This is a genomic window from Mesorhizobium sp. WSM4806 (assembly GCF_055811635.1).
In genome coordinates, this window is record NZ_JBVVQZ010000005.1 from 201,845 (window position 1) to 216,362 (window position 14,518).

Genomic DNA, 14,518 nt, shown 5'->3' on the forward strand with positions numbered 1-14,518 from the left:
CTAAATCTCCTCTGCGTCCTCTGCCGCTATGTCGTAGACGTTGAGTACGCGAGCCTCCGAAGTGCCGTCCACGTTGCGCATCGACGTCGGCACCGGCCAGGAGTCGCGCTGGAATTCCTCGTCCCGATAACCGCCGAACGGATAGGCCAGGGTCGTGTCGGCGACCTTTCCGCCCATGCGGCCGTAGGCCGCCGGCCGATATTGGCGCCAGAAGCTAAGCCAGTCAGCGATCTCGGATGCCGCGGCGTCGAGCTCCTTTGCGTCGATGCTGCGTACCCGCATCAGGATCGCCTCTACCTCCTCCTCCACGGCGTCGTCGTAATCGCTGATCTGGGCCGGGTTTTCCACACCGGCCCGTTGCCGTGCGAGCGCGATGAGGACGCCGCGCATCCCGCGCTCTCGAGCCTGCGGCGAGAACGGCGTAACGCTGGTCGGCTCCACGTGCCGATATAGACTTTGATGATAGGCGACGAAGCGCTCGTAGTGCGAACGGTCGCGGCTCTTGGTCTGGGTGTAGACGGTCACCACTAGGCCCGGGACGTTGCGCCCGACACGGCTCGTCGCCTGGATGTATTCGGCGGTGCTCTTAGGCTGACCGGACATGACCAGAAGGCCCAAGCGAGGCACATCGACCCCGACGGCGATCATGTTGGTCGCCAGCAATACGTCGACAGGGGGTTGACCCTTCGGGTTTCGTCGCCAAGGCACCTTGAGTTGCTTGAGCACTTCGGGAATCTCATCCGCTTCACAGCGACTGGTGAGCTCCACGATCTCGCGGATGTAGCGACTGTCTCGATAGTGAATGCCAAGTCGGTGACGCAAACCCTTGATGAACTCAGGGATGTCGCCCACCGAAAGGGTCGCAGCGTGGCCGAGTTCCCGGAGCGAGTTGAAGTACCAAACCAGCGTCCCATATGGATCGACGACAGCTTGGCCGGCCTCGTCGGTTTCTGCGATGGGGATGTTGGCGAACTGCAGCAGCGGCGCACAGGCGCGGACGAGCGCTGTTTGATGGGATTTCACGGCGCTGCCGAGGAAGCCGACGTATTTCCGTCCCGGCGCTTCACGATCTTCATAGGCGAAATAGGATTCGCCGGCCCTGACAGCCTGCGGCGGAAACTCAAAGGCCTCGCGGTCATAAAGGTCGCGGCACTGCTGAGCGGCTCGCCTAATGGTGGCGGTCGACGCCACGATCTTATGGACATGTCCATCGCGACTGCACATTCGGTCGATCGCCGTCTCGTAAAGGCCCACGATTGTTCCGAGCGGCCCTGAGATCAGGTGCAGCTCGTCTTGTATGACGAGCGACGGCGGCGGTGCGCCGCTATGGAGCCCGAACAGGCGCCCTGCGTCCTCGCTCCATGCGATCTGCGCGAACTTATCGACGGTGCCGATCAGCAGAGTCGGCGGCGCAGCATAAATCTCGTCGTCGACCACAAGGACCGGCATACCGGCCGCGTCGCCGAACGGGCAAGTCTCATCTGGGCAGCGGAAACGAACGGTGCGGTCCGTCGAGTTTTGTGATCGAATAGAGACGTAACCCAGCTTGTCGGGATTATCGAGTTCAACGGCGCACCAGGGGCAGACCAAAACCTGGAATGGGTTCGTCGCATACCGTTCGCGCTGCTTAAGTTTATCGAGCGACCTCTTGGCGTCGGCCCGTCGGTTAGGCGACAGGCCTTCCCCGACCCATAGTCCGATCGAGATCTCGTCCTGTCCAAGGTCGGCGCCCAGGTAGCGCGTGCGACGTATGTGTTCCAGTGCGAGGATAAGGGAGGATGCCCTCTGAAACTGTTGAGCCGTCAACAGTCGAAGGGTGTAACGCATCAGTACGACTACGCCTGCCGGTGCGTCGCGCAGGCGCCCTAAGCAGACTGTGAAGGCTGTGAGACCGAGATAGGCCTCGGTCTTCCCGCCGCCCGTCGGGAACCAGATCAGATCGACCAGCCGCCGCTCCGGGTGGTCCGAATTCGTCATTCCCGCGACGTTCATGAGGACGAAGGCAAGCTGGAATGGTCGCCAGTGCCCTTTGCCCTTTGGCAGGCCACGATAGTCCGTCGGCGGATCAACGCGCGGCGAGTTTAAAGGGCGGTCGTCAAGTGATGAGTGAAACTGCTGCACCAACATCGCCCGGTTCATCAACCGGAACGCCAGCATAGTCTGCGGAACGGCCTCCAAAACCCCCACGCCCTCCAACATGCGGGCGTGGCAACGTCGACAATTGGCCAGATTTTCCTGCGCCGCGTCCCTAAGCTTGGCGGAAAGATCGAGCGAGAGAGACCGCTCGATCTTATCGATCCAGAGCAAATAGTCGGCTGCCATGCGTCGCAGCGCGTCGAGGATGGCCTCATCCGGCCTCTCGCCTTCGCCTTCCGCAAGGAACGCCATGGACAACTGCAGCGGCTCTTCGCCAAATCCGTGCTCGCGCGCTCTTATGGGCTGCAGCTCGTAGTTGGGCAGAGCGGCAGAAGATACCCTATCCGTAAGCCCGCGCTCGGACATCGCCTCCGCACCGTTCCAGTCCCCCGCAACTCCGTGGCCGAGCGCGAACGCGCGGCGATGACGATAGAGAAGCTCCAACGAGGCCATCTCGGCGTCATCAAGATCGCCGCTGTCGCGGTCGATGGGGAGGAACACCGCTGCACCGTTCTCCTCGCGAATCTCGATCGCGGTCTGGAAATAGCAGTCGTCGTTCGCCGCGGCGGCTATGCCAACCGAGCGATGGTTTACCGCCATTGCCGAGACCACAAGGCTGCCGCTCTCGCCCGGTCGGACCGTAACGTGAAGCTTTATCTCGGGATCGGAGGGATCGACGAGGATCGGAGCCTGCTTGCCGAAAACGGCGCCCACGGTCACCGGCACTAAATGTCGGTGGTGCGTCCGTCTATAGGCGGGCACCTCGCGCGTCGCTGGAATGATGCGGCCGTCCATCCCTGTTTCGCCCGCGCGCTCCCGAGGTTCAATGTGCTTGGTGGTGGCATAGGTTCCGAAGGTCACGACTGCGCTCAGCTTGGCCGGACCGTTCAGCCGGAAGGATATGCCGCAGGCCGAGGGACTAAATTCGTTGGCCAAGTTAAGCGGCTCGCGCTCGTCGGACGTTGAGCCTTCATCGGCCGAGCGGCCACCCGATCGCTTGGCTTCCCGCACCTGGGGATCGCTAAAATCGCCGCCGACGTCCTCCGCCGCGTGGCCATCCTCTGCCTGTTGGTCGTCCTCAAGAAGTGACTGGATGATCTTTTGGGGAAATAGCACGCCGGTGGCGTAAAGTTGCAGCGGCGATACGACCAGGAGTTCGGACCGAGCATCGTCGTCGTCGTCCGGAGCAGGACCGAACAGCTGCCGCCGAAGGCCGTCCACCAGGCTGTCGCGAAACGATCGATGACTTGCGAGACGTAGATCGCGAGGAGCGGGTACGCCTCCATCGGGCACTTGGTCAGCAGCGTGTTCGAGCATCAAGGTAAGCCTGGTCCACGAGCATATAAAGTTTTGATCGGGCGCGGGTCATGCCGACGTACAGGATCGCGCGAGTCCAATCGGATATCGGGTCAAGGGGTGGCACATCAGTCAGTATGATGACCTCATTTTCAAGCCCCTTAAAGGCGGAAATGCTTGCCGCTGAGATCGCCTCGTTCGGACATGGGCCCGCCTCGGTTTCGAGCCGACAGATCATCTTACCGACGTCGGGCGGATGACGCGTCACGCAAGCCTCCGAGCTCCCTTTCGCAGACAGGATCGTTATTCCGGTCGGAGGCACGCCGTCACGCAGAAGTTCGACCAATAGCGCCTTCAGCTTTCGGCCCTGCTCCCGTTCATCGGAGAAGAGCCTGTAGTCCACCGTCGACTGCAGCATGCGCCGGCAAACCGGCGGCTCGCTGCCTGTCACTTCGCAGAGTTCGGTGACCACGGCTTTCGGATTCCTATAGTTCTCACGCAGGATGAATTCGGCGGGCGACGATGCGCGCAGGGTTGCCAGGACGCCGTCGTCCATTCGTCCGTAGACGTCGGACTGCGGACCGGTATCGAGGAAGATCAGCCAACTGCCGGTTCGGAAGCCGCCTGCCAGAACTAGGTCGAGGCAATTCATGATCGCACCGTCGAGCACGTCCTGCGCTTCGTCGACGACAATCGCGTCGTACTGGGGTAACTCGTTCTCCTCCAAAAGCGCGTAGGCAGCCTTCTCAAACAAGTCGGGAAAGATACGGGTGTAGCGGTCCGCAGCGGCTCTTGAGGAGCGTAACTGCTGTTCGAACCCGCCTTTGCGAATGAGGTCGCTCATGAAGCCGTGCACGGTCGAAATTCTGACGGCCTCCCCGGCATCGAGGGCGTCGGCGGCCAGAAAGCGTCCGAGTTGGTTATTGAAGCAGAGGAACAAGATCTTCTTGCCCGAGGCAGTCAAGCGCCGGGCGGCTTCAGCGGCTATCAGCGTCTTGCCGGTCCCGGCGGCGCCGTCGCAAATAATCCTCGGATTACGGTCGTTCAGGGCATAGTCGAGCACGCCGAACTGGGCGGCACTCAACGAGGCCAGCTCCCGCCTACTATCACCGATTAGGCCGCGGATTGTAGGCACCAGCTCGAAATCGCCTCTTAGGACCGTGACGATCTGGGTGACGAGGGCCAACGTAAGCCTAGGTGGCGCGGCCCGGCCGAGCGACATTCGCCGGTCGCGGAAATGATGCTCCAATCGCTCGATATAGCGGATGAAGGAGAAGTCCTTGTCGCGTTCGTCGTAGACGACGTCGGGATCCCATTCCGGGCTTCGCATTCTGAATGTTATGTGCGGGAACGCCGTGCCCCATCCCAGCAGAAAGTTGTTGCGCTTCAGCCCCAACTCCGCCTCAAGGTGTTTGCGGAGCGGATGTGTCGTCTTCTCGGCTTGGGCGAAAGGGCTCTCGACTGAGGTGTAGGTGCGTCCTTCCGGGCCGATCGTCCAGGAGCCGTCGCTTCGCACGACGTTGCCGCCTTTGACTTCGATACAGAATACGCCCGCTGGCCCCACGACGACGAAGTCAGCCTCGGCGTATTCCTTCTCGTAGTGGCGGACGAGTCCTACGGAATGCAGACAAGCATAATCGTCCGAACCCGCCGCGTCCCGGATAAGTGCGAACATTTCCGCTTCGCCGCGGTTGGCCTTCACGGACAGTCTCGACGGATACATCCTCGTCATGCGCCAACCCGGTCGATTGGGTCGGGGCTGCCATTTGCGTCAGGCGAGGCCAAGGTTCGTAAGCGGCCGACAACGTCATGCGGAACGTCGCAGATGTCGCCGACGCTCTGCACGCGATGCAACGCATATCGCAGGACGGAGTCGCCGTGCTCGACTTTCAATTCCGACGCTTCGAGATCGATGTCGCCCGCGAAGAGTTCCGCCACAATGGACTCGGCCGCCTTGGCCCGCGCACGGTAGATCAGATCGATCGCCTGCAACACCTTGGGCAGGATATCCAGCAGCTCGGCGTCTCCCGTCAACCTGGCGACCACTGGCAACACCTCTCTGTAACCTCGCGGCGCTACGGTTGCTGTCGTCGAGGTCCAGGATCGAATCGTCGCCGTATGGCGCTTGACGCCGGCTTGCGCCAGCCGTCGAGCGGTCGCCGACGGATCGAATCCCGTGCGGTCCATGTATCTTCGGAAGGCCCGCTTCCAAATACCAGCTGTCTGACGGACATCGGCGGCCGTTTCGAGGAACCGGTCGGCCCGAACGTCAATCAGATCGCGATCTCCGCCGATGGACAGAGCCAAGAGGCACCCCGGCTCTAGGGATGCGACGCTCCGAAACAGCACTTTTTCGGCATTGCCGGTCGATTGGGCGTCAACGGTAACGCTGGTCGGGTCGGCCAGAACGATGACCTTGCCGCTTGCAGGCAGGAAGGCGTAGGCGCCAGGATGCTCAAATATGACCAGCTGAGCTTTCGCCGTCGGCTGATGTTCGCGCCCCTGGAACACGGCGCGGCGGACGGATTCAACGCTTCGTGCCTCAAGCTTCTCGAACTCCGGCGCATCGGATTCGTCGATGACGTCGTCATCTACGTTCGCCGGCATTCGTGGAGGCGCAAGACGTCGAGTGGTCTCATCGTTCCAGAGCTCGGGGGCGCGACCGGTTGCGCGCAACCGACCCGCCAAATTCGACAGGGCCCGGAGTGTCGACACTTCGATGCGTCTTTCCCATTTAGCGCCTGCGGCCGTGGTTCGTTCGAACCATCGCCGCTCAAAGGGATAGAAGAGGAGGTCCAAGCGTTCGCTGTACCCTCCGCCAGCCAGTTCCCGCATGCTCAGGCGATCAAGCCAACCAGGCACGACGACACGGTCGTAAGGCGCGCCTGACCTCACCCCTTCAAGGTTGGTCCAGATCATGCCGCTTAGCTTCGGGTCGCTTTCTGCATCCTCTCGGCAAGCGGCAGCAACGGCAGCGGAGCGGCAGACCACAGCCGTCGCTTCGCCGCCGGCAATGTTGGCGATGGCGGCAAGGGCGCTGCGCCGTTCAAAGGGGGGAAACTCGCCTTGGGTGAGCGGTGCGAAGATTTCGTGCAGTTCGGCGGCCAGTGTACTGAAATTGCGAAGGCTGGATGCCTGCATAGCGATCGTCCGCACGAGACCGCGCAGGTTTTTGTCGGCGTCGGAACTCGCCAGTGGTCGCGCTAGGGCAGCGCGCATGAAGGCGGAAACGAGCAATTCGAGATTCTGGAGGCTCGAATCCGTCCCCTTCGTGTCGCTCGCTCGGATCATCCAGGCGTCGACTGCTTCAAGAAACTCGTGAGGGGCAGCATGGATCCGGTGAACTGTGTTCCAATGCACTCCCTGACGGGCAAGCATGCGCTCCGCGGCATCGTCGATCTCTGCGGGGAGTCCGGTCGGTGGTGGTTGAACATCGAGATCCTCGAGGTACCAGACATCGAACCCTCGATTCAGCAGTTCGGCCGACGCCTCGCGGTCGAACAACTCGACCAGGACGCATATATGCGGAGGAGGGTCACCGCCGTCAGAGGTAAGGGATGCGTGAAGCGCTCGCATTTGCCTAGCCCCGTCGACAATTACCCGCCAGCCGCGAACCTGCGGCGGAGGGTTGCGAATTAAGTCATAAGCCGTATCGGGATCGCTGCAGGCATAGATGAACGGAGCATCCGTCGCGGTCGCGCCGATGTTCTCTTGGCGGTCGTCGGTAACGTAACGCAGGCCCACCGCGGCTCCCATATCTCTGCCGAGCGGACGAATGCTCGCGACGAAGCGATCGAGTTTCGACCGTGGACCGAGAAGTAGGACGCACTCCTGATCGCCCGCTCGCGTTCTTGTGGTGCCTGTGAGGTTGAGCAAGGGATCCACGTGACGGCTTTTGAGCCAATCGCCGAAGTCCCTGCCGCCGGACAGCCTTTTGTGAGGAGTTGGTGTCGCTGCCATGTAAGGCGCAAGACTGCGCGGGGCGGTTAGACTCCCACTTTTGTCGACGCCGAGCCGGAACCGGCGTTCGGCCCCCACGTCCGTTTCGCCTAGATAGACCACCTTAAACGCTGAAACTTCATCGGAGACGACAATGTGCTGACCCACAGACCATTCGGAGAGGCGTTCTCGATCGAGGTTGGCCTGACGACGCGATGCCTCCACAGCCGCGAACAGAGCGGCCAAAAGGGGGAATGGCCCGGCCTCACGCACGACCAGCATTGAAGGCCGCACCGCTTCGTATAGGGCGTCCAGAGCTGCACAGCAGACGTACTGGCCATAGAGGTCAAGGGGGCGCGACGGCGTACCCGTCAGCGCCAAATCGGCGACATAAGGATAGCTCTGCAGCAAGCCCATAAGCAGCGGCAGGCACCGCGTCTGTTGCTCGACCGCTGCATAGGCGAGGTCGATGACATAAACGTCGTCGAGAAGGCCGAGAAAGCCGTAGGAATCGCTCACCGCGTCCTGATGCTCGGCGAAGTAGAGCAGCGCCGATCTTGCAGTCCGGCCGGCAAAAGTGTCGCCTCCGGCAGCCGCAAACAAGGCTTCGATCTTCTCAATGACATTTTTCAAGAGAGGCGAGGTCGAGAAGCTCACCAGCTCCGCCATCGGCGCCACGAGGCGGCTGCGTACATCGGCGGGGTCGAACGATGCGTCGGCATAGATCGCCAAGCGACCTTCGATCTCGGCGATCTCCCCCGGACTCAGATGTCGCCCGACCACGTGCCGGTCGAGCTGATCGCAAACGGTCTTGATCGTCGTTTCCAGCACCCAGTTGAGATCCTGAATGTCGGATTCGGTGAGAGATTGGCCGGCTCGTTTGTCCAGGAACGCCAAGCCGGCAGCAGCCGCGGCCGCCACGAAACCTCCGGCGGCCGCGTGCTGCCTGTATTGCGAGCCGATCCAAAGCCACTGATGTAACTGTCGGGTCGGGAAATCCAGCGTCTGGCTTGCACGAGACAGGGTGGCGGAGACCACAGCAACAGTCGCGGCCGGATCTTCGGCGGGGCAGAGGGCGATTTGCTCGAGCGCCTTCAACTCGGCCGCGAGCATTTCGGTTCGCTTCTGCGTCGGATACCAATGCCCCAAGAAACCTCCCCCCGAGGCTACACAATCCAGCCTGTGATGCTTACGTTGTCAAACGAAACATAACGGAACTCTCTTGAACTACACGACTAAGCCTTGTGATAATCTAAATGCGCCGGCAAAACTTTGAGCAATCGGCGCCGCGGTGCGGTTTGGGATATGGACAGAATAACGCCGGAGACCCGATCACGCATAATGTCTCGGATCCGGAGCGCAAATACCGCCCCTGAGCACAGCGTGCGACGGGAACTCCATGCCGCGGGGTTTCGTTTTCGACTGCATGTCCGCGACCTTCCTGGGCGACCCGACGTGGTGCTGCCCAAATACCGGACCGTGGTCATGATCCACGGTTGTTTCTGGCATGGTCATGACTGTCCGCGGGGTCGCAGGCCGTCGGCCAACGCAGAGTTTTGGGCGCGCAAGATCGAACGCAACATGGAGCGGGATGCGGCTGCTGTCGCGGCTCTGGAGGCGTCGGGTTGGGCCGTTCTGACTATATGGACTTGCGAACTGCACAAGGGCACGAGCGACGTCATCGAGTGGCTTGTGCCGTTGAGGGCTGCGAACCGCCGATCGGCTTAACAGAGGACGCCAAGTGCGCGGCGAAGAAGCGAGCTAATTTCGGCGGAACAGCGTTGCCGATCATCCGTGCCACCGGTTCAATCATCTCAGTCGGATAAAAGACGTAATCGTCCCCGAATGATTGCAGAGCTGCGGCCTCGCGCAGCGAAATGCCTCTGATCTGGGCGGTATCGTAATGGCCGAAGCGGCCGTTCGAAATGCTGTGGCAACGCGTCGTGATCGTCGGCGACGGACAGTTCGGTCGCATCCGCGTGTATACGTCAGTAAAACAACGATCGTCGAGACGGGCGTTGACCTTGCGATGGCACTCCAAGCTTAGGTCACCATGCTCGGTAGTTTCGAGATAGAGATTGCTCTCCCCTGGCTTCGCTGCCGCGAGTCGTTTGAGGTTCAGCGGGCTGAGGGAGCGGGTGCGATGGTTGGGAACGGTCGGGTCGTTCTCGCCTGCTCCCAGGACCGGGAAACGCATGATAGCTTCATGGACTGAAACCGGCGACGCCGACTGGTCGACCTCCGGAACATGAAGCGCATCCTCGATCAACGTAGAGAGTGCCTCTTCGCGAACCAGCTCGCTGCGGATTGCCAAAAGGATCGACCGCTTTCGGTATTGCGGAATGCCGAATCCAGAGGTGCAGATTCGGCGAGTCCCTGTCGTGTATCCGAGTGCCTTTAGCTTCGCCTGGAAGTCGTCCCAGATTCCGCCGTATCGGGGGTCGCCGATACCGGCGACGTTCTCCGACAGCACCATCTCAGGCCGATGGCGCTCGACGAACACTGCGGCTTCGATCAGCAGATTGCTGTCGCGCTCTCGCCGCTTCTTGCGGGCGTCGCTGAGTTCCTTGCGCGCCAGCGTCGTGAACGGCTGGCACGGTGCGCAGATCGCGAATAGCAGCGGTGCCGATCGGGCGGCAGCCCGATATTTCGCGATCAATGTGTCGAGCTTCTCAATCAAAGCCGCCTGCTGACCAGCGGGATATAGCTCCGTACTCGGAAAGATGTCGTACTCCAGGTAGCCCGGCTCGGCCGCGTCCAAGGTTCGGTTGGAATTGTTTTCGACGTAAGTTCGTCGACACCGAGGCTCCTTGTCGACACCGGCGATGACGTAACCCCCAGCGTCAATCAGGCCCCTGGTGGTTCCCCCAGCGCCACAAAAAAAGTCGACAGCGAGAAACCGTGGAGTCGGACCGGAAGGATCGGCTTTTTCTCCGTTCATTGGGGTATTTGAAATCACGCCCTCTCTAGTCGCTTGTTGCGAAGACGTGTTCTTGCGCGCTGTTTTCCGACGAATCCGCCGAAGCTCGGAACGCGACTCTCGGACGGCCCGCCGTCCGCGGCCGTTCGCACGAAAATTGCCAGACACCCGCCCTCCTCAGAGTCTATCGCACTTCCGGCCGCTTAGCACCGAACCGAATCGCAACCTTACGGAGGCACCGCATATCGGGCAAGGACAGATTTGGTCGATTGCCGCAAGAACTCACACCGTTTAGGCCCCAATAGCCCGCGCGCTGTATTGTGAGTTTGATGCGCTCTCTGGCCCATTCACTTCATGTCGTCGACATGGACAATATCGCATGAGAAGGAACAGAGCTTGGTCCGAATGTGGACAACGCGATGTACCGCTCCGCCGCTACAATCAAAACACACGCCTCTAACAATAACCCTTAGTGCTCCCAATGGACCTCTGTAGCAAGGAATTCCCACATAATCGATCTTACGCGTAGACCTTCGGCATCGTCGACCGCGTAGCGGTAGGTGCCGTCTTGCACGACGACCCAGTCTCCGTCCATGTCCTGCCCAGTGGCAATGCGCGTCATCATCCGGCTGCCAGCCTCGGGCCAAGCGGAGCAACCTCCTGCGTCAGCTGTGCCTTCGAACTCCGCACGTTCGAATTCTGACATGCTGGTCAAGGGGCTAGCCCACACATGATCGGGAGTCTCCATCTTGGGCTCGCCGAACTCGAAGAATGCATGGCCTGCGCGTTCTTTAGGACCACCCGTTCGATGCGCTCCATGTCCGGCTGCCAAACGATGCGTGTCTCCCCTCCCGCCACAGGAAACTCCCTCTTCGTCTGATCTATCATTGCGCGCAGGGCCGCGCTCTCGGTTAGCGCTCGCGCAGCGCTCGCGTTCGTTTGCTTTTCGGGATCGGTCGAACCGGTGAGAACGCAACTGAGGAAGGCGACCGCATACTGCTCGTCTCGCGAGAAGCCATTGTTGCAGTCGCGACAGATCGTGACGACGGGGAGGTGATGCGGGCGAGTTTTGACCAGCAGGCTTTTTGTCGGGACGTGATCCTCAGTTGTCTCAAGTTCGGTGAGCCGCCTAGTGCAGTGGATACACCACGACCTTTGTCGATCGTCGACGAACTCTTCGATTCTCTCCATCTCGTCCTTCCCATTCAGGATAATATAGCATGTCGCAACTGCGCGGGGCGTGGCGTCTATGTGCGTCGGAGGTCCCCAACGGTGGTACGATCTAATGTAGCCGGATCGTAAGCGAGCGCCGTCCTCTCAAGTTCAAGCTCATTCTGCCGTATCCAACGAAGTGCGTCGGCACGATTGGTAAAGCTCTTGCTTCTTGGGGCATGCCCAATGCGTCGGACTTGAGCCTGCCATTTGTCGTTTGCGTATCAACGCCATGTGGCGTTGCTCCTTGTGACCAGATTGTGACTGGCTGTAGAAAGGAGCATTCTTAGGGGCGGGGAGGCGTCTCTAAGTCAGGGAAAAGAGTGGCGCACCCGACAGGATTCGAACCTGTGACCTCTGCCTTCGGAGGGCAGCGCTCTATCCAGCTGAGCTACGGGTGCCTTCAGGATCGACAATCCGGAAAACGAACCAGCCGGTAAACCGGCCAGCCACGGCTTCTTAGCGGAAGCCGGCGCGGGCTTCAACGGGCAAGTGGCCGGCGGCAGGTTGCAAACTCGGAATAACGCATTGCCGTCACCTGTCAAGTCGAAACCGCCCCCACCGATCACGAGCTCGCCCCGCCGTCCGCCCCTCACTGCTCCCCGGCATACAACAACCGTGTCGTCGTGTTCGATGACGGCGACAGGTTGCGCTGGATCAGTGCTTCGACGTGGTCGTTGCGCTGGCGCGCGCTGTCGGCGCCCATCACCACCAGGATGAGGCGGCGGCCGTCGGCATCGTAGGAGGTGACGATGTTGAAGCCTGAGGCTCTGATATAGCCTGTCTTGATGCCGTTGACGCCGCGGACGCGGCCGAGCATGTCGTTGTGGCCGCGCACCAGCGTGCCCCGGAACATGAAGTCGCTTTCCGAAAAATAGTGGAAATGCTGCGGGAAGCGGGCGCGCAGCGCCGTGCCGAGCACCGCCATGTCGCGCGCCGTCGTCAGCTGGCCGGCGTCCGGCAGGCCTGAAGCGTTCCGGAAGACGGTGCTGCGCATGCCGATCTGGCGCGCCTTGGCGGTCATCATCGCGGCGAACGCGTCTTCGCTGCCGCCGAGATATTCGGCGATGGCGACCGCCACGTCATTGGCCGATTTGACGGTGATCGCCCGGATCGCCGAGTCGACGTCGATCGTCTCGCCGCGCCGGAAGCGCAGCTTGGTCGGCGGCTGCCTGGCGGCGGTGGCCGAGACCGGGATCAGCGTCGCCTTGCTGACGCGGCCCTGCTCCAGCGCCTCGAACAGCAGGTAGAGCGTCATCATCTTGGTAAGCGACGCCGGATAGCGCGGCGCCGTCGAGTTGGCCTCGAACAGCGTCCTGCCGCTGCTGCCGTCGACGACGACAGCCGCATATTTCTGCGCCGGCGCCGGCACCGCCAGCATGGTCTCCGTCGGCGTCGTCGCGCAGCCGGCGACAAGCGCCAGCAGCGCAAACGCCGCGACAAATCTTTGGATAAGCGAAAAGAGGCGCGGTTTGGACACTGGTCTTAGGTAAGCCGTTGCTGAAACGAGTGGGAAACTAGCGTAACCCTAATGGCCCGTCCATTTGGTTAATGCCGTTCTTCACTGCAATCGCTTCCAGGTTGAATTCACCCTGCTCCGGGTGTTGGCGCCGCCCCTCATTGCCCTGCCGGGCATTTCTCCCCGTATAGTGACGGGGAGAAAACCGCCTTCGCGAACGATTTCGCCAATCACCAGCGTTCGCAAGTAGGGCGCCGACGTTGCGGCCAGCTTCTTTCTCCCCGTTTACGGGGAGAAATGCCCGGCAGGGCAAATGAGGGGCAGCGCCGACGATCGACAATTGAGCTCCACATGGAGTTCCGGCCTGACGTGAAATACCGGGACTGCGCTTGCGCAACCGGCACCGAGCGGGTTTGCTGGCGCCGGCAGAATCAGCAGGTGCGCCATGGATACGCTCACGATCAAGGCAAAAGGCATTTCGGTAACGGTCGATCTCACCGTCGGCCATCTCGCCGACATGACGATCGATATCGACGGGCGCCGGCTAAAACCGCTGCATCGCGCGCCGTGGGTCGACGAGCCGCGCGAGACGCTGCCGCAAGACCTGCCAGCCGGCACCGTTAGGCTGTCCGGCGATTTTTTATGCGCGCCGTTTTCGCGCAGCGATGTCGAGGAAGCGCCCTTGCACGGCTGGCCGGCCAACAGCCCATGGGATATCGTTGCCTCCGCGGCGACAGTCGATGGCTGGCGCGCCGTTTTCCGGCTGCAGCACAAGGTTTTGGGCGCCACGGTCGAAAAAATCCTGACCCTGCGCGACGACCATCCCTTTCTCTACCAGGAACATGTCTTTTCCGGCGGTTCGGGCGGCATTTCCGTCGCCCATCATCCGATGACGGTGATGACGGACGGCGGCAGGCTGGCTTTTTCGCCGAAGCGGTTTGCGGCAACGCCGGACGACCCGCTCGAGCCCGATCCGGCCCGCGGCCGTTTCCTACTCGCCTATCCCGCGCGTTCGACCGACCTGACGCGTTTTCCCGCCGCCGATGGCGGCACGCTCGACCTGACCGACTATCGCATGGACCAGAGCCGAGAGGATTTCGTCACGCTGGTCGAGGCCGATCATGGCGGGCCGGGCTGGACCGCGCTGGCGCGAAAGGCGGAAGCCGATCTGGTTGTGGTGCTGAAAAACCCGGCCGAACTGCCGGTCACCATGCTGTGGATCAGCAATGGCGGGCGCGACTACGCGCCGTGGAGCGGCCGCCATCGCGGCGTGCTCGGCATCGAGGACGGCCGCACCGCGCTCGGCCACGCCGCGTCGCTGGGCGACAACTGGCTGAAGCGGGAAGGGGTGGCAACCGCCTTTGCCCTCGGCGAAGGCGGCAACGTCTCGTTCCGCCACGTCATCGGCGCACTGCCCTTATTCGACGGCGAGCCGCCGCGCGATATCGCCACCGCGCAGGGGCGCATGCGCATTGCGACGGCTGACGGTTCGATGCGGGATGTCGCTTTCGACGGCGATTTCCTGCGGATCGGCCGATCCGTGCCCGCCTGATTGG

General features: G+C 61.6%; 7 protein-coding genes and 1 tRNA gene. 2 read left to right on the top strand and 6 right to left on the bottom strand.

Annotated features, from left to right (window positions below):
- Genes AC0L2M_RS10420 through AC0L2M_RS10430 form a run of 3 tightly spaced genes read right to left on the bottom strand, consistent with a single transcriptional unit; the run spans position 1 to position 8,484 of the window.
- On the bottom strand, positions 1 to 3,453 hold the full coding sequence (locus AC0L2M_RS10420) for a helicase-related protein (protein WP_473534776.1): 3,453 nt from the start codon (positions 3,451 to 3,453) through the stop codon (positions 1 to 3).
- The gene (locus tag AC0L2M_RS10425; protein WP_473534777.1) at positions 3,434 to 5,134 is read right to left on the bottom strand and encodes a nuclease-related domain-containing DEAD/DEAH box helicase; all 1,701 of its coding nucleotides are present in this window, start codon (positions 5,132 to 5,134) and stop codon (positions 3,434 to 3,436) included. Before AC0L2M_RS10425 ends, AC0L2M_RS10420 begins: the two co-directional genes overlap by 20 nt.
- A gap of 26 nt (positions 5,135 to 5,160) precedes the next feature.
- Positions 5,161 to 8,484 (bottom strand): DrmE family protein, encoded by a 3,324-nt coding sequence (locus AC0L2M_RS10430; RefSeq protein ID WP_473534778.1) that lies wholly within the window; start codon positions 8,482 to 8,484, stop codon positions 5,161 to 5,163.
- Positions 8,485 to 8,676: 192 nt separating this feature from the next.
- Here AC0L2M_RS10430 and AC0L2M_RS10435 point away from each other — a divergent pair, with 192 nt between their 5' ends.
- On the top strand, positions 8,677 to 9,099 hold the full coding sequence (locus AC0L2M_RS10435) for a very short patch repair endonuclease (protein WP_473534779.1): 423 nt from the start codon (positions 8,677 to 8,679) through the stop codon (positions 9,097 to 9,099).
- Here the strand turns inward: AC0L2M_RS10435 and AC0L2M_RS10440 are convergent.
- The 3 genes from AC0L2M_RS10440 to AC0L2M_RS10450 all read right to left on the bottom strand — a co-directional run bounded on the left by AC0L2M_RS10440 (position 9,050) and on the right by AC0L2M_RS10450 (position 12,983).
- Entirely contained in the window at positions 9,050 to 10,330 is a 1,281-nt protein-coding gene (locus tag AC0L2M_RS10440; RefSeq protein WP_473534780.1) for a DNA cytosine methyltransferase, read from the bottom strand. The genes AC0L2M_RS10435 and AC0L2M_RS10440 overlap by 50 nt on opposite strands.
- Positions 10,331 to 11,827: 1,497 nt before the next feature.
- Positions 11,828 to 11,904, bottom strand: a tRNA-Arg gene (locus AC0L2M_RS10445).
- A 191-nt stretch (positions 11,905 to 12,095) separates the two neighbouring features.
- Positions 12,096 to 12,983 (bottom strand): D-alanyl-D-alanine carboxypeptidase family protein, encoded by an 888-nt coding sequence (locus AC0L2M_RS10450; protein ID WP_473534781.1) that lies wholly within the window; start codon positions 12,981 to 12,983, stop codon positions 12,096 to 12,098.
- Positions 12,984 to 13,407: 424 nt separating this feature from the next.
- Here AC0L2M_RS10450 and AC0L2M_RS10455 point away from each other — a divergent pair, with 424 nt between their 5' ends.
- Positions 13,408 to 14,514 (top strand): hypothetical protein, encoded by a 1,107-nt coding sequence (locus tag AC0L2M_RS10455; RefSeq protein ID WP_473534782.1) that lies wholly within the window; start codon positions 13,408 to 13,410, stop codon positions 14,512 to 14,514.
- The last annotated feature ends 4 nt before the right edge of the window (positions 14,515 to 14,518 follow it).